Source organism: Proteus sp. MB838 (assembly GCF_054767435.1).
Genome location: NZ_BAABMO010000019.1, coordinates 1 through 17,215, shown reverse-complemented (window position 1 = coordinate 17,215; position 17,215 = coordinate 1). Strand labels below are relative to the sequence as shown.

The window sequence follows — 17,215 nt, the reverse complement described above, 5'->3', positions numbered from 1 at the left end:
TACCTCTGTTAATTCTTCCATTAAAAATAGTCGCGCAATAATCGTTAGTTACCATAAGCTTGTTATTCATATTGTTTTAACCCACGGTTAGTAAAACTGTATTTTGGTCGACATGTTTTTTATCGGTCTGAACAACGTCTAGTTTATGATCATCATTAGTAATGATGATCATCGTTGTTGGATCATAGCCTGCGGCTATTATCGCATCTAAATCAAATTCAATTAGCGTATCACCTTTTGTCACCTTCTGACCTTTAACGACACAGCATGTGAAGTGCTGTCCCGCTAAGTTAACGGTATCAATCCCCACATGGATCAGCATTTCAATATTGTTAACCAGTGTTAAGCCAATCGCATGACCAGAAGAAAAGGTAATATCAACAACGCCATCTGCAGGTGCAATCACTTTTCCTGTTGTGGGGATAATTGCCATGCCAGGTCCCATAATGCCAGAGGCAAATGTTTCATCATTAACCTCTGAAAGTGCAACCGTTTTACCTTGCAGAGGTGAAATTAACCCAACAGGTAATTTACTATTCGCTATTTGTGGTTTTTTGTTGGTTGATGCAGCTTGTTTATTATTTTCTTCTTCGTCACGGATTGGGTCATCAGTAGGATCATCAAAACCAATAATAAGAGTTGCAATAAAAGTGGCTACACTGGCAATCAATAAGGTGATTATTGCATTTACTACTTGGTTATCTGTATCAGATATCCACATTGGTAAACTTAATAACCCCGGAGTGACATAGACAAACGCTTTTAACTTAACAATACCAGCAAATAATCCTGCAATAGCACCACCAATCATACAAGCGTACATTGGTTTTTTCAGTTTGAGGTTAACCCCATACATAGCGGGTTCAGTTATACCACCAAAAAAGGCGGTAATACTGGCAGAAAAAGCTAATTGTTTTAAGGTTTTGTTTTTAGTACGCACAGAAACAGCTAAAGAAGCAGCAGCCTGAGACATGTTGGAGCATAGCGCCATAACACGAATAATCGGGTCAAAACCTTTTTGCTCCACTAACATAATACTGACAGGACTAAGTGCTTTATGCATACCAATAGATACTAACCATGGATAAATAGCCACTAATAATGGAATAGCAATAAAACCGGTGTGCTCTTGGATTAAGATCACCCCATCAGCAATTAATTGAGCGAACCATGAAGTGACAGGACCGACCGCAATCAACGCAATGGGTGTCGAAACTAAAATCACCAATAAAGGCACCATAAATACTTTAACCATTTCTGGCACAATACGAACAATAAAGCGTTCTATATAAGACATCATCCAAACAGTAATTAAAGCAGGGATCAGTTGAGATGAATATTTAACCAAAGCGACAGGAATATGCATAAACTCGACAGGCTCACCGGCTTTAACTAAGCTTGTCCATTCAGGACTGACCATCGCCAAACAGACCATTGCAGCTAAATATTGGTTACAATTAAATATTTTCGCCGCCGAGAAACCAATAAATACCGGCATAAAATAGAAGGCCGTATTAAAGATAAAGTTAAGGATATAATAAGTTTGGTCACTTTTATCCAACCAACCTAGCATCGTTAATACAATAAGTAACACTTTCCCCATACCGGCACCCGCTAACAGAGGGATAACCGGAGCGATAGAGCCAGTAATTGCTGATAATACTTTATTTACGATAGACTGTTTCTTCTGGTCTTTATTATTATCATGAGGAGTATTATTTGTTTTTATCATTTTTGTTAGTTCATTAAATACTTTATCAACATCATTACCGATAACCAGTTGATATTGTCCTCCCTTCATCACATCAGATAATATTTTACTATTTGCTTTGGCTTTTGAAGGATCAATTTTATCTTCATTATGTAATGTAAAACGTAATCGAGTGGAGCAGTGTACTAATGACTTTATATTATCCTCGCCACCAACAATAGCGAGAATTTGTTTTGCAAATTCTTTATAATTCATAGCATTGCCTTTTATTTATTCTGTAAAAATAAATTAAAGATATATGGATAGAGTTGGTTATCGCCTAACCAACTAAATTTAAATGATTTATTATTACGGCATATTTTTTATTTATTCATCTTTTTATTATCCTCTGCAATTTTTGCAATATGGATTATTAGATATAAAATTTCATTGTCATCTAAGGTGCAATTATATTTATCTTTAATAAATTTACTTATTTTCAAACAGCACATATAAGGTTGATGGTACTTGTCTTTTATTATATCGAGTAACTCATTTTCTAAAGGTTCGTGATCATTTTCAGGTTGTGAAAATAATCGGATGGAGAAATAGCGAAGGTGTGTCACAAAACGACGATAATTTAACGATCCTATGTCGTACTCTATGTTTAAATAATATTTGACTATATTAGTAATGCTTTGGATAAAGTGGGTCACTTTGTAGGTTTGCTGAATATTATCGTTTGTTCTAATACTGGCGATATGTAATGCAATAAATCCTGCTTCATCTTCTGGCATTGAAATGTTAAATCTATCATTAATTAATTTTAAGCCATAAAGACCAATATCAAACTCTTCACTATAAAAATTTTTTATCTCCCACAATATTTTATTTCTTATAAAAGTCCCTTCTTTATACCGTTCAATGCTGGCTTGAATATGGTCGATCAATGCAATATAGATACTATCTTGTGTATCTAAGGTCATTTTTTCTTTTGCATACTGAATAATATTGTCCGCAATTTCTACGTAATCCAACGTAATATTCGATAAAAGATCGAGCACTCTCTGCGGACAATTTTTAGGGCTTAAGATAAATTTTTTGGTTATTTGTTCAGATGTTATCTCATCACCTACTTTTTTGGCGTAGGCAATCCCTTTTCCCATGACGATAATTTCTTTTTCTGCTTCATCCAGAGAGATCACAACACTGTTATTTAATATTTTTTTAATTTTCATGTTCATCTGGCATGCTCAAAAATTTTCTTTTATTAAGGCTTAAAAACGCAAAAACCCATTTGTAGACAAAAAATACTTTTCATCTACAAATGGGTTTTGTGTAGTAAGCCAGGTACTATTACAATCCCTACGTTTACTAGGACGTTAACATGGGATATTTATATCGTCAAACTTAGCACAGTAAAGTTAGTAATAGATCACATATTTATCCGACTTATTAAAAAAAGATTGTTTAAGGTAAGAACGATACCGGCTGATGGCTTTATATTTTAATTTATAACCATATGATAATATTTTATAAAAAATAAATATCCTCTAGATTAGCTCCAACACTTAAAAATAACTTTTTTATCAGAAAAAATGACATTAATATCATTAGTATAAGTTTATTTTAATATAATAGGTCTATCTAAAGGTAAAAAATGTTAAAAATTAGAATATCACGCTCCTCAGAAGCACCAGAAATCATACAAATCTGGAAAAATTCAGTCGATGCTACACATGACTTTCTGACAGCTGACGATCGCCAAGAGATTGAAAAAGAAGTTATCGGTTTTTTTTCCGAAACACCGGTATGGGTTGCTACTAATCAAGAAGATCGCCCACTCGGCTTTATGTTTTTACATGACGGTCATCTAGAGGCGCTTTTTATCGATGCATCAGCACGCGGGTTAGGGATAGGAAAACAGTTAATATCACACGCATTAACTCTTCATCCTAATTTAAGCGTTGATGTCAATGAACAAAATCAGCAAGCCGTTGGTTTTTATCAGCATATGGGCTTTCAAATATCTGGACGTTCGGAGTTGGATAATCAAGGAAGAGCGTACCCATTATTGCATCTAAGTAGAGCTAAGGCGATCACCCTTTAGTTTTACAAGCTTGTACGTATATAGATTGCTATAACTCTAGAATAGAGAAATACCTTTATGCTTATTACTTACGCACGATGAATATTAGTAAAAGCGGCTTTATGTTTACCTCTGCAGGGGAATAGCGAAGTAACTTGCTCAATACTCAATAAAAGAAAGCGTATCTAGCGAAATAGATATCCTGCACAAATATGAGTCTAAGATAACTAAGTAGCAAGTTTCAAATGCCCAAACTTCTCACGCTTTGCTTTCATTTCTTCTTCAAGGCGACGGGACTCCTGCCCTGTTTCAATCGCCGTAGAGGTTGTTACCGAACGAATAAGTTGAGTACGAGTTGGTTTTGTTACTTGAACTAATTCATTCTTTTTCATACTAGTCTCACTTCAAACGGGCGATAGTGCATTTTATTATCGTTGTTTTATATTCAATGTAGATTATTTTTCTAGTTAAAAATTAGCCAGTTGTTTTTCTAAATTAGGGCAACAGGATAACTGCAAATCTGAAAAGTCGCTTAACTTAGTGTGTCAATCAGAACCTTGGCTAATATTTAATCTTAAAGACCAAGCTTATTCTTTTAAAACTTCATACGGTGTTTTACCAGCATGAGCTGAATGGAATCGATGACAATTAAATATCACCGTAAAATAAGACATAACAACAAACGTTCCTATAAAATCAATTAATCCATCTATCAGCGGAACTGACATGACTATAAAACGAGCATATATGAATAACCGGCGTGCTATAAATCCCAATTAAACTAATATTTTGTGTTTTTTCTTGCGATCCCCTTTTATGATGGTTAAATAGAATTGTAAAGTTTTGTTTAACCATCAAAGGGTATTGAAATGAAGAAAGTTTTAAAATGGGTGTTGATTGTTCTTGTTGTGCTAATCATTATTGGCATATTTGTCGGCAAAGATAAAGATGGTTCTGATAAAAAACCAGAAGCAGTAAAATCTTCTGAACAAAAAATAGCAATGACAGACAAAGAATACAAGATGGCTGAGTTAATCATTAACAATGATGTGATGAATTCACTGAATGGTAATGATTCACAAATAACTACAGATTATATTCGTGTTACAGCTAGAGAGATGCAACAGACTTATGCTAGCAATGAGGCAAGAGGAGATAAAACCTATAAAGGTAAGAACATTATTATTACAGGCATTATTAAATCTATAGACTCAAGTATTGGCGATATACCTGTTATTAGCTTAAACACAGGAGAGATGTTCTCTACTGTAAGACTTCATCTAGCAAAACCATACAGAGATATGGCTGCTGATTTAGATAAGAATCAAAAAATAACACTTGCCTGTGTTGGTGACAGCGTAATTATAGGCTCTCCAGGGCTAAAAGATTGCAAACCGGTACCTGCTGTCGCATCAAAAATAACAAACGAGCAAATGAAGTTTGTTAATAAATTTATTAAGGGAAACAATGAAGTACCTAATGAAATAAAGCAAATAGTATTACTTGCTAAAGTATTAGGTAAAGAAACAGGTGATTTCTCTCAATGCCAAGATATTAACTCTCAATGCATGAATGACTCAGTAAAAGTATTAAAGAGTATTAGCAAAGAAAAACTACAAGAAGAAGCTAAGTTACTTGGCGTTGAAATGTAGCTTTTAGGTACAACTATCCTGATTAAATTTTAAAACAAGGGCATCCGTGCCCTTTATTGTTTTCTGCAAGCACCAATCCAAACTTATTCTGAATATAGCCAAACGGTGGATTTGTATAGTCTAAATACACATAACGCTACACTTTCACAGAACATCATAAAAATAAGCCATCAATCATACTTTTATTGGCAAAGATATTTAGATGATTAAAGCAACACACTGAAACCTTATGGTATGATGCCGTATGATGTTTGTGAAATAAAACCAGATAGAGTTTAACAACCAACACTCACAAACGAGATAAACTTCAATACGTTAAGAAAGACGACACCATGACTGACAGCCAAAATTTCGAATCCCACACCCCCATGATGCAGCAGTATCTTAAGCTTAAGGCAGAGCACCCAGAAATCTTACTGTTTTATCGTATGGGTGACTTTTATGAACTGTTTTTTGATGATGCTAAAAAAGCCTCACGCTTATTAGATATTTCATTAACAAAACGAGGTCAGTCGGCAGGTCAACCTATTCCTATGGCTGGCGTTCCTCATCATGCGGTTGAAAATTATCTGGCTAAATTAGTGCAATTGGGGGAATCCGTTGCCATCTGTGAACAAATTGGTGATCCGGCCACCAGCAAAGGCCCTGTTGAGCGTAAAGTGATCCGTATTGTCACACCGGGCACCGTTACGGACGAAGCGCTACTTGAAGAGCGCCAAGACAATCTATTAGCCGCTATCTGGCAAGATAAAAATGGCGCTTTTGGTTATGCCACTTTAGATATTACTTCTGGACGTTTTCGGGTCACTGAAATGCCGGATAGCGAAAGTATGGCTGCTGAACTGCAACGCACTCACCCAGCAGAACTACTCTATCCTGAAACCTTTGAGTCAATGGCATTAATTGAGCGTCAGCAAGGTTTACGCCGGCGTCCAATTTGGGAGTTTGAGTGTGAGACCGCCAAACAGCAACTTAATTTACAGTTTGGAACCCGTGATTTAACTGGATTTGGTGTTGAAAATGCCCGACTTGCACTTTGTGCCGCAGGTTGCTTATTACAATATGTTAAAGATACGCAACGCACTGCGTTGCCTCATATTCGTAGCATTACCATGGAGCGTCCGCAAGATACCATTATCTTAGATGCAGCCACTCGCCGTAATTTAGAATTAACCCAAAATCTTGCTGGCGGTTGTGATAACACCTTGGCATCTGTACTTGATCTGTGCGTGACCCCAATGGGAAGCCGTATGCTCAAACGTTGGATACACACCCCTTTACGCCAGCGTGAACAATTAATTAAACGCCAAGATGCGATTAGTGCCTTACAACCCCTCTATTTTGAATTACAGCCTTTTTTACGTCAGGTGGGTGATTTAGAGCGGGTACTTGCTCGTTTAGCATTGCGATCCGCTCGTCCTCGTGACTTATCACGTATGCGCCATGCCTTTCAACAATATCAAGATATCCACCAAGTGCTTGATCAGGCGGATATGCCCTATATTAAAGAATTACAGCAGCGTATCAGCCAGTTTGATGAGTTGCGTGAATTACTGGAAAATGCCATTGTTGAAACACCACCCGTATTAGTACGCGATGGGGGGGTGATAGCCCCTGGTTATAATGCAGAATTAGATGAATGGCGAGCACTGGCTGACGGTGCGAGTGACTATCTTGAAAAGCTTGAAGTTCGTGAACGTGAAAAATGGGGTATTGATACCTTAAAGGTTGGCTTTAATGGGGTTCATGGTTACTACATACAAGTCAGTCGCGGCCAAAGCAATTTAGTTCCAATGCACTATGTGCGTCGTCAAACACTGAAAAATGCTGAACGCTATATTATTCCTGAACTAAAAGAGTATGAAGACAAGGTATTAACCTCTAAAGGTAAAGCATTAGCAATTGAAAAAATGCTCTACGAAGAGCTTTTCGAAAAACTATTACCTCATCTAACCGCCTTACAAACCAGTGCTGAAGCGTTAGCTGAAACCGATGTTCTGGCTAATCTCGCTGAGCGTGCAGAATCACTCAATTATACACGCCCTGAATTAACAGAAAAAACAGGTATTCAAATCACTGGTGGACGTCACCCTGTTGTAGAACAAGTACTGAGTGAGCCATTTATCTCAAATCCTCTACAACTCGCGCCTCAACGTCGTCTACTCATTATTACCGGCCCTAATATGGGCGGTAAAAGTACCTATATGCGTCAAGCGGCATTAATTACGCTACTGGCTTATATTGGTAGTTTTGTGCCCGCAGAAAAAGCGGTAATAGGCCCAATTGATCGTATTTTTACCCGCGTGGGTGCCTCTGACGATCTGGCTTCGGGTCGTTCAACATTTATGGTGGAAATGACAGAAACCGCAAATATCCTTCATAATGCCACTGAAAACAGTTTAGTGTTAATGGATGAAATTGGCCGAGGCACTTCTACTTATGATGGGCTTTCTCTCGCTTGGGCTTGTGCCGAAAATTTAGCGAATCGCATTAAAGCGATGACACTCTTTGCCACACACTATTTTGAATTAACGACACTGCCAGAAAAACTAGAAGGCACTGCCAATATTCACTTAGATGCGGTAGAGCATGGTGAGACTATTGCCTTTATGCACAGTGTTCAAGAAGGTGCTGCCAGTAAAAGTTATGGTTTAGCGGTTGCGGCATTAGCCGGTGTGCCAAAAGAGGTGATCCGCCGTGCAAAGCAGAAATTAAAAGAGCTGGAAACCCTATCTGGTCATTCAGGGGCAAGCCATGTAGAAACGTCACAACTAATGTTATTAGCAGATATTGAGCCTTCTGAAGTTGAATTAGCATTAAATAAAATTGATCCGGATTCATTAACACCAAAACAAGCGTTGGAATTGCTCTATCACTTAAAAGAGCTAAATAAATAACAAAAGAAAAGCCGATTAGTTAATTTAACTAATCGGCTTGATAACGCATTGGGCACCTAAAGCAACTAGTTCATCTTAAAAAGTGCCTCTATGCATAATCCTTGCCCTTGCAGAATATCTTTTAAACGACGCAATCCCTCAACTTGGATTTGACGAACCCGCTCTCTTGTCAAACCAATTTCTCGACCAACATCTTCTAATGTTTCAGCCTCGTAACCCAGTAATCCAAAGCGACGCGCTAATACTTCGCGCTGTTTTGGATTTAATTCAAATAACCATTTTACGATATTTTCCTTGAGGTTATTATTTTGAATGGTTGCTTCTGGCCCTTCTTCATTTTCGTCTGAAATAATATCTAGTAAGGCTTTATCTGAATCCCCACCAATCGGTGTATCAACAGAAGAAATACGTTCATTTAAACGTAGCATTTTGCTGACATCATCGACCGGTTTATCCAGCGTTTGCGCAATTTCTTCAACACTTGGCTCATGATCGAGCTTATGTGCTAATTCTCTTGCGGTTCTTAAATAGACATTGAGTTCTTTAACGATATGAATGGGGAGGCGAATAGTGCGGGTTTGGTTCATAATGGCACGTTCAATAGTTTGACGTATCCACCATGTGGCATAGGTTGAAAAACGAAATCCTTTTTCAGGATCAAACTTTTCAACAGCACGAATAAGGCCTAAATTGCCTTCTTCAATTAAGTCAAGAAGAGCTAACCCTCGGTTCGTATAACGGCGAGATATTTTAACAACTAAACGTAGATTACTCTCTATCATCCGTTGTCTTGATGGGATATCACCTCGTAACGCTCTACGAGCAAAGAATACTTCTTCTTCAGCACTCAACAATGGAGAATAGCCAATTTCTCCTAAATAGAGCTGAGTTGCATCTAACGCACGCTGATTGACTCCTTCAATGAGTTCAATTTCATCTTGAGCGTCAGATTCATTTTCAGCCTCTTTTGTTGCGGCTGCTTCATCGAACTCTTCCATGTTCTCATCAATATCATCAGTATATAACTCGTCTACTCTTAGCGTACTTTGGCTCATCAGCTGCTCCTACCCTTGATAATTTAGGTAAACGACGCTCTTAATGAGATCGATTTACCAGTTTATCGCTGTGTCACGACACAACGGGTTTACTGATTTTCCCTTGTAACGAATTACAAAATAAAAAAATAACATAATCTGTTTTACTGTTAATTTACTTTATAGTTTATTCAATATATTTATTAACTATAAGTATTAGTTATTAACAGCAATTATTATTATTTTACGTATATTTATCTATACGTATATTCACTGTTTAACAAGCAATATGTGACAATGTACATCAAAAAAAAGATAAACAAAAATCCGCAATAATAAAATAATATTCAATAATATATATTATTCTAAAGATAAGACAAAAAACAAACCTATAATAAAAACAATAAGTTAATTCAATACACTATCTTTGAATACATTAGATTTTTATTCATACTTTTAACTAACGTTTTTTAGCATACTCATTCATTGTTCGATAATCAACAGTCTAATTTAATCTTATCTATAATTTGACAGAAATATCTCATTTTGCTTACGTTCCAACTAAGCAATCTTACTTAGTGAAAGAAATTTATTTTCAAGGTTTTAATTAATTTAATAACTAAAAAAGCCCTTTTGTTAATATTAACAAAAGGGCTTAATTTTCAGATTATTCACTAACAACGTTAAGCGTTTATTTATCTTTTAGGTAAATAGCTCATTGGGTTAAGTGATTTTTCTTTATAACGGATCTCAAAGTGTAATCGAACAGAACTAGTACCAGTACTTCCCATGGTCGCAATTTGCTGTCCTGCATTTACATTTTGCTGTTCACGTACCAAGATTGTATCGTTATGAGCATAAGCACTGAGATATTCATCATTATGTTTAATGATAACTAAATTACCATAACCTCGTAATGCGCTCCCTGCATAAACCACTTTACCTGCGGCTGTTGCCACAATGGGTGAACCTCGTGTACCACTAATATCAATACCTTTATTACCACCAGGTGCATTTGAGTAGCTCTCAATAATTTTACCTTGTGCTGGCCATACCCATTTACCTGTTGCGGCTGCAGGTTTAGAGGTTGCCGTTGTGTTATTACTGGTTGTTGCCGAAGTTGTTGGTGTCGAAGTCGTTGTCTTTGGCGGTGTCGTTGTTGTTGGTTTCGTGATCAACGGCCCCATTGAGCTATTATTATTTGACGGCTTAGTTTGTGCTGTCTGAACACCTTCACTACTTGGTTTATTAATTACCGAAGTATTTACATTGGTATTGGTACCGGTATTAACTTGACGGTTACCAATCTTAAGTACTTGTCCAACATTTAAGCTATATGGCTCTGGAATATTGTTCATTGAGGCCAAATCTTTTACATCACTATCCGTGATCCACGCAATATAAAACATTGTATCGCCACGTTTAACCGTATAAGTGTTACCGCTGTAATTCCCTTTAGGGATATTGTCATAATTACGGTTATACACAATGCGTCCGCTACCATCCGTATTGACATTTTGAGGGGTAACATTTTGCGTACGAGGCTGGCTTTGAGGCTGCGCGGTTGTGTTATTCACTCTAATAGAAGGAGGAGGCGTTGTTTGTAACGGAGTTGAACCTCTTTCAATAGGTGTTGCCACTCCTGCATTACTGTTAGTTGTAACAGGTGATGTAGAAACGGTACGATTTGACGAACTATCATTGACAGAGGTTATCGGTGCAGGACGATAAGGCGTGTCGGCACAGCCTGTTAATGCAAATCCGATTACCGAACACATGATTGCCCAGCGGACATGCTTAATTGGGCTTTCTGAATTCATACTTCCTTCTCCCTTTTAAAAGGCATTAGCGTCTAGCAATTTGTTGAGTAACACAAAGAGACTGCAATTTTTTGAAAATATTTCATTTATTAGTGCAGATTACGACAAGCTACAAAAAAGCAGTAATAAAAAATGGTCAGATTTATCTGGAAGTTATGCTAACTCACCCGCAATTAGGGGGACAAAGCGTACAGCCTCGATAGATTGATAGTGAAAATCATTACCTAAACGACGAATAAACTTAAGCATCTGCTGCTGTTCACCGACAGGAATGATCATCCTGCCACCATCAGCTAATTGCATCAAGAGTCGTTGCGGTACTTCTGTTGCACAGGCAGTAACAATAATAGCATTAAAGGGGCCTTTTGATACCCAACCTTCCCAACCATCGCCATGACGAGTCGATATATTATGTAAATCAAGGTGTTTAAAGCGTCGTTTTGCCTGCCACTGCAATATTTTTATCCGTTCAACTGAACTGACATGATGCACTAAGTTTGCTAATACTGCAGTTTGATAACCAGAGCCTGTGCCAATCTCTAACACAGAATCTGTTGCTTGTAATTCAAGCAGTGATGTCATTTTAGCAACAATATAAGGCTGTGAAATAGTTTGACCATTACCAATAGGTAAAGCCGTATTTTCATAAGCCTTATGGGAGAGCGCTTCATCAATAAATAGCTCTCGGGGTACTTTGCTCATAGCTTCCAACAGACGCTCATCATTGATGCCGTGTTGTTTTAACATTGTCAGTAAGTCTTTCATTGACCGACTTAACATGTTTTTTCGACCTCTGCTTTATTTAACCAATCTTTTAATAACTCAAGCGCTTTATACGCTGTTGAATCAACATGTAATGGTGTGATGGAGACATAACCTGCATCAACCGCTGCAAAATCTGTATCCGGCCCCACATCATTTTTTTCGCCAGGAGGCCCGATCCAATAAAGGGTATTTCCTTTTGGATCTGTTTGTGTATAAACATGTTGTGAAGCATGACGACTTCCACAACGTGTTATACGAAAACCTTTGATCTCCGCTAACGGAATATCAGGCACATTAATATTTAAAATATTCCCAGCTCTTAAAGGTACTCGTTGTAGCATAGCTAAAACATCACAAGTCACTTGGGCTGCTGTGTCAAAATGCGTTTCGCCATCAAGTGATACCGCAATCGCGGGTAAACCTAAGAACCGGCCCTCAGTAGCAGCAGCAACCGTACCTGAGTAAAGCACATCATCCCCTAAATTAGGGCCATGATTAATGCCAGACACCACAATATCTGGACGCGGTCTGACGAGATGATTAACACCGAGATAGACACAATCCGTGGGTGTACCTTCAACTATCGCAATATCACCATTTTCATGTCGCTGTTTACGCAACGGTCTATCAATAGTTAATGAGTTGGATGCAGCACTACGATTGCGATCCGGTGCGACAATTTGTACATCATAACGCTGGCGTAAGGCTTTTGCGAGTGTCTGTATCCCTTTTGCCATAACACCATCGTCATTACTCACTAATATTTTCAGCATCAATATTCCCTAATAATATCAATTCACGGACAACGCTAGTGGCAAAACTTCCTGCTGGCAAAAAGAACGATAAAGAAACCGTAGTATCATCTAGCCAATGCCATGACATATTTTCTGGTAGCAAATTAATCGCACGGCGAGTGGTATCAACTCGCTCTTGTTGTGCTAATGACCATAATGCTTCGTAGTCAGCTAAGTTGTCGGTTTCAAATATCAGTGCTTGTGCTTGTGTACCTAAGTCACCTTTACCCGGCAGTGGAGCGGTAATATGTATATCATGCTCTTCATAGCGTGTTTGTGTTTGGGCAAGTTCCGCTTCTTCTGCCACAAACCAACTTCTTTTACCGTGCAATTGCATCGCATCACCACAAAGCACTTGAGTATAAATATGACGCTCAAGTCGTTGGCTCACCAGATGATTAAACATCGCACTACGTGCAGCTGAGAGATAAAAGCTACGTTTGCTACGCTCTTTTACCCGAATTTCATTGGTTGCCCAACGCCATGCTTGGCGTAAATTGTCGCCATTACGACCAAAGCGTTGCACACCAAAATAGTTAGGAACCCCTTGTTTTTGTATCTCTACTAGACGAGTTTCCACCGATGTCACATCGGAGATATCACGTAATACTAAGGTGAAATGGTTCCCTTTTAATGTCCCAATACGTAGCTTACGTTGCTGGCGGGTAGTTGCTAATATTTCGCAACCTTCTAACGTAAATTGACTAAAGTCGGGCATCTCTTTACCCGGCATACGCAAACAAAACCATTGTTCCGTAACCGCATTTCTGTCTTTGAGCCCAGCATAACTAGCATCTCGAGGATGAATACCGGCAAATTTAGCTAACTTTTCAGCCACAAAAGCCGTATTACAACCTGTTTTTCTGACTCTAACCATCACGTGTTCGCCTTCACCATCTAAGGTAAAGCCGAGATCTTCGCTGACCTTAAAATCTTCTGGTGTCGATTTTAATCGCCCTGTCGCTGTCGGTTTGCCATGTAGCCAATGAAGTTCTGGTAAATCACTCATTAAGATAAAGACTCTTTGATTAATAACACCACCGCTTCACAAGCGATACCTTCTTTGCGTCCTACAAAACCTAATTTCTCGGTAGTGGTCGCTTTAACATTGATATCATCGACATGACAATGGAGATCTTCAGCAATATTGACACGCATTTGTGGAGTATGAGGTAGCATTTTAGGTGCCTGAGCAATAATAGTGACATCAAGATTACCAATACGGTAACCTTTAGCCATCACTCTTGAAAAGGCTTCGCGCAATAATACTCGGCTATCCGCACCTTTATAAGCCGGATCTGTATCAGGAAATAATGTACCAATATCGCCCATCGCAACAGCACCTAAAATGGCATCTGTCACCGCATGTAGTACAACATCGCCATCTGAATGGGCTAGTAGACCTTGTTCATAAGGAATTCTCACACCACCAATAATAATTGGGCCTTCTCCGCCAAATTTATGTACATCATAACCGTGTCCAATTCTCATATTATGTGTTCCTTATGCTGGTAATTTGTCGAGAGAGGAAAAATTCTGCAAGAGCCAAGTCTTCTGGTTGTGTGACTTTTATATTATCCGCACGGCCTTTAACTAATAAGGGTTCATATCCACCAAATTCCATCGCAGATGCTTCATCAGTAATGGGTACGTTTTGTGCCAATGCGTTTTCAAGATTTTGTTTTAACAAGGCCGCTGGGAAAAATTGTGGCGTTAAAGCATGCCATAGCGTGTCTCTTGCCACTGTTTTTTCAATATGGTTATCTTGTTGATGACTACGTTTCATCGTATCACGCACAGGAGAGGCTAAGATCCCGCCACAAAATTGAGGATCAAGATGGTTATCATCAATGAGTTGAATAAGATTATCCAAATCACTAAAGGACAGGCAGGGTCTTGCTGCATCATGAACTAGCGCCCATGTATTTTGCGCAAGATGTTCTGTAATATAGCGAAGCCCTGATAATACCGAATCAGCACGTTGTCCCCCTCCTTTAACGACAATAATTCGTTTATCTTTAGCAAGAGCTAGGTGATAAAAATAGTCATCTTCTGGGTTAATTGCGACAATAATTTGCGAAATGCGTGGATGTTTTAATAGCGCATTAATAGTATGTTCAAGGATAGTCAATCTGCCAATTTTAAGGTATTGCTTCGGGCAGGTTGCTTGCATTCGACTACCTATGCCGGCAGCGGGAATAACCGCCACAATAGGAAAAGTAGAGTTTGGTATATTCATTATAGTATTTATATCAAGGCACACTATTAATTCAACAAATTAACGACGTGGTTGGGATTTATCATTAACAATACGATAAAAGCTTTCATTAGGCTTTATCATGCCAAGTTCACTACGAGCACGCTCATCTAATGCTTCTTGCCCGCCATTGAGGTCATCAATCTCCGCAAATAAGCGATCATTACGCGACTTTAATTGTGCGTTTTGCGCTAATGCAGATTCAACTTCTTGACTTACTTTGTTGTAATCATGAATACCATTTTTACCTAACCACAATGAATATTGTAGAAAACCAAGTAAGATCAGAAGTAAGACTGTTAATTTCCCCATTACCACCCCCAAAATGAATGGGCTAATCATCCCACAACTCTCCCATCTGCGCCACAAAAGCGCGCAGATATATTACATGAATATTCGTATTCCCCCCACCCTTAACATAAACAATCACGCTATTTTTCAGATAAAGTATAAGTTATATGCTTAAAAGCGCGTTTTTATCTACTGGAGTGGTAAGTAAAGAAGTGGTATTTACACTGTATTTGCCGCCAAATCAGTTTATTAAAAAACCCCTTCTATCCCTACATATTTTCCCAGATAAGAGAAAATGATGTAGAGATATGATTAGCGGTAAATTTGTTGTTGCTGTAAATAAGCGAGGATTTGTTGTGTAAGCTCATTAATCGCGAGTGAGCCGTCTAAATGAATTTCTGGCGCAGTGGGTGGTTCATAAGGTGAATCAATGCCGGAAAACTGTTTGATCTCTCCTCGTCGTGCTTTTTGATAGAGGCCTTTAGGATCACGTGCTTCACAAAGGGCTAAAGGTGTATCAACAAAGATCTCAATAAATCGCCCTTGAGCAAACCTTTCTCTTACTTGTTGTCTATCTTGCTGATAAGGAGAAATAAATGCTGTTAAGACAATTAATCCGGCATCAACCATTAGTTTAGCCACTTCCCCTACACGGCGAATATTTTCATGCCTATCTTGTTCACTAAACCCAAGATCATGGCATAAACCATGGCGTAGATTATCACCATCTAATAAATAGGTGCGGATAGGCGCATGGAGTGTCGAGTACTGATATAAGGTTTGCTCTAGCGCATCAGCCAGTGTTGATTTACCTGAGCCAGATAACCCAGTAAACCAAAGTACACATCCTTTGTGTACCTGTTGTGCTTCACGCTCTTTTAACCCTATTTGATGAGGATGCCAGACAATATCTTGATGTATCGTCACTATTTTCCTCCCAGTAAGTCTCTTGCGCCCCAATGCGGAAAATGGCGGCGGATCAACTGATTGAGTTCAATTTCAAATGCATCGTATTGGGAAGTTGTGGGTTGCACGTTGTCGCGAATTTCTCGAATAAGACCAGCACCCACCGTGACATTGCTTAATCTATCAATAAAAATAAGCCCTCCTGTTTGTGCATTAAGTTGATAGTTATCCAGCACCAATGGCTCTTCAAATAACACTTCAACATGCCCAATGGCATTTAGCGCTAAACTTTCGGTCACTTGTTGAGTGAGCTTATCCACATCAACTTGATAGTGAATATTCTCTATTTTGGCACGACTTTTTTTGCCCGCTACTTTGATATCAAGGGTTTGCCCCTGTACTAACGGTTGTTCTGACATCCATACGATATCCACCAACGCATGATTGCTAACATTAGCAGTAGTATCGTTAGCATCAACAATAATGTCGCCACGACTAATATCGATTTCATCCGCTAACACCAGTGTAATCGCTTGACCCACTTGCGCCTGAGTCAGATCGCCATCAAAAGTCACAATACGTTTAATGGTTGAACGCTGTCCTGAGGGTAATACTTTGATCTGTTGTCCTTGATAAAGAGAGCCTGATGAAACTGTGCCACTGTAGCCTCTAAAATCTAAATCAGGACGATTCACATACTGTACAGGAAAACGCAATCTTTGAGATTTAGCCCCTAATTTAAATTTAACCGGCGCATCTTCAAGTAATGCCAACAGTGTTTCTCCTGTATACCAAGGCATATTTAATGAAGGAGATACTACATTATCTCCCTCCAGTGCAGAGATAGGCACAAATTCGATAGTGAGATCGCGCGGTAATTGTTGTGCAAAGTGCAGGTAATCTTGTTGGATCGACTCAAAGATCTCTTTTTGATAATCAAGTAGATCCATTTTATTAATCGCGACCACTAAGTGACGGATCCCAAGGAGTGTGCTAATAAAACTATGGCGGCGAGTTTGC

The 17,215-nt window shown here is 38.6% G+C and carries 16 protein-coding genes; 3 read left to right on the top strand and 13 right to left on the bottom strand.

The features are described from left to right. Positions 1–76 precede the first annotated feature (76 nt). A complete protein-coding gene (locus ACYUCW_RS09950; RefSeq protein WP_049213556.1) occupies positions 77–1,966 on the bottom strand; it encodes a beta-glucoside-specific PTS transporter subunit IIABC in 1,890 nt (629 codons plus the stop codon). 107 nt (positions 1,967–2,073) lie between these two features. Further along, positions 2,074–2,934 (bottom strand): BglG family transcription antiterminator LicT, encoded by an 861-nt coding sequence (gene licT / locus ACYUCW_RS09945; RefSeq protein ID WP_004244338.1) that lies wholly within the window; start codon positions 2,932–2,934, stop codon positions 2,074–2,076. Positions 2,935–3,350: 416 nt separating this feature from the next. Here licT and ACYUCW_RS09940 point away from each other — a divergent pair, with 416 nt between their 5' ends. Continuing rightward, positions 3,351–3,800, top strand: a complete 450-nt coding sequence (locus tag ACYUCW_RS09940) for an acetyltransferase (RefSeq protein ID WP_163748599.1) — start codon at positions 3,351–3,353, stop codon at positions 3,798–3,800. 206 nt (positions 3,801–4,006) lie between these two features. On the opposite strand, the gene ACYUCW_RS09935 is transcribed toward ACYUCW_RS09940, so the two are convergent. After that, on the bottom strand, positions 4,007–4,171 hold the full coding sequence (locus tag ACYUCW_RS09935) for a hypothetical protein (RefSeq protein ID WP_004250271.1): 165 nt from the start codon (positions 4,169–4,171) through the stop codon (positions 4,007–4,009). 477 nt (positions 4,172–4,648) lie between these two features. On the opposite strand from ACYUCW_RS09935, the gene ACYUCW_RS09930 reads away from it, so the two are divergent. Further along, positions 4,649–5,431 carry an OB-fold protein gene (locus tag ACYUCW_RS09930; protein ID WP_460408511.1) on the top strand — a complete coding sequence of 261 codons (783 nt, stop codon included), beginning with the start codon at positions 4,649–4,651 and terminating at the stop codon, positions 5,429–5,431. Between the two features lie 332 nt (positions 5,432–5,763). Continuing rightward, positions 5,764–8,328, top strand: coding sequence for a DNA mismatch repair protein MutS (mutS, locus tag ACYUCW_RS09925; RefSeq protein ID WP_017627877.1), 2,565 nt, complete (start codon positions 5,764–5,766; stop codon positions 8,326–8,328). A 65-nt stretch (positions 8,329–8,393) separates the two neighbouring features. On the opposite strand, the gene rpoS is transcribed toward mutS, so the two are convergent. The 10 genes from rpoS to ACYUCW_RS09875 form a co-directional block, all read right to left on the bottom strand. Further along, positions 8,394–9,383, bottom strand: coding sequence for an RNA polymerase sigma factor RpoS (gene rpoS, locus ACYUCW_RS09920; protein WP_004244343.1), 990 nt, complete (start codon positions 9,381–9,383; stop codon positions 8,394–8,396). 674 nt (positions 9,384–10,057) lie between these two features. Beyond that, complete coding sequence (nlpD, locus tag ACYUCW_RS09915) at positions 10,058–11,182, bottom strand: murein hydrolase activator NlpD (RefSeq protein ID WP_004244344.1); 1,125 nt, start codon at positions 11,180–11,182, stop codon at positions 10,058–10,060. A 153-nt stretch (positions 11,183–11,335) separates the two neighbouring features. Then, positions 11,336–11,962, bottom strand: coding sequence for a protein-L-isoaspartate(D-aspartate) O-methyltransferase (locus ACYUCW_RS09910; RefSeq protein WP_004244345.1), 627 nt, complete (start codon positions 11,960–11,962; stop codon positions 11,336–11,338). Next, positions 11,956–12,720, bottom strand: a complete 765-nt coding sequence (surE, locus tag ACYUCW_RS09905; protein ID WP_004244347.1) for a 5'/3'-nucleotidase SurE — start codon at positions 12,718–12,720, stop codon at positions 11,956–11,958. Before surE ends, ACYUCW_RS09910 begins: the two co-directional genes overlap by 7 nt. After that, positions 12,698–13,750: a tRNA pseudouridine(13) synthase TruD gene (truD, locus tag ACYUCW_RS09900; protein WP_004250266.1), complete on the bottom strand. Its 1,053-nt coding sequence runs from the start codon at positions 13,748–13,750 to the stop codon at positions 12,698–12,700. Before truD ends, surE begins: the two co-directional genes overlap by 23 nt. Further along, entirely contained in the window at positions 13,750–14,232 is a 483-nt protein-coding gene (gene ispF / locus ACYUCW_RS09895) for a 2-C-methyl-D-erythritol 2,4-cyclodiphosphate synthase (protein WP_004248690.1), read from the bottom strand. The genes truD and ispF overlap by 1 nt, the downstream gene beginning before the upstream one ends. Before the next feature lies 1 nt (position 14,233). Beyond that, positions 14,234–14,980, bottom strand: a complete 747-nt coding sequence (gene ispD, locus ACYUCW_RS09890; RefSeq protein WP_004244352.1) for a 2-C-methyl-D-erythritol 4-phosphate cytidylyltransferase — start codon at positions 14,978–14,980, stop codon at positions 14,234–14,236. Between the two features lie 39 nt (positions 14,981–15,019). Continuing rightward, the gene (ftsB, locus tag ACYUCW_RS09885; RefSeq protein WP_026090399.1) at positions 15,020–15,310 is read right to left on the bottom strand and encodes a cell division protein FtsB; all 291 of its coding nucleotides are present in this window, start codon (positions 15,308–15,310) and stop codon (positions 15,020–15,022) included. A 291-nt stretch (positions 15,311–15,601) separates the two neighbouring features. After that, the gene (gene cysC, locus ACYUCW_RS09880) at positions 15,602–16,216 is read right to left on the bottom strand and encodes an adenylyl-sulfate kinase (RefSeq protein ID WP_004244354.1); all 615 of its coding nucleotides are present in this window, start codon (positions 16,214–16,216) and stop codon (positions 15,602–15,604) included. Then, a partial coding sequence (locus tag ACYUCW_RS09875) for an elongation factor 1-alpha C-terminal domain-related protein (RefSeq protein WP_460408508.1) occupies positions 16,216–17,215 on the bottom strand: 1,000 nt, incomplete at its 5' end. The genes ACYUCW_RS09875 and cysC, both read right to left, overlap by 1 nt.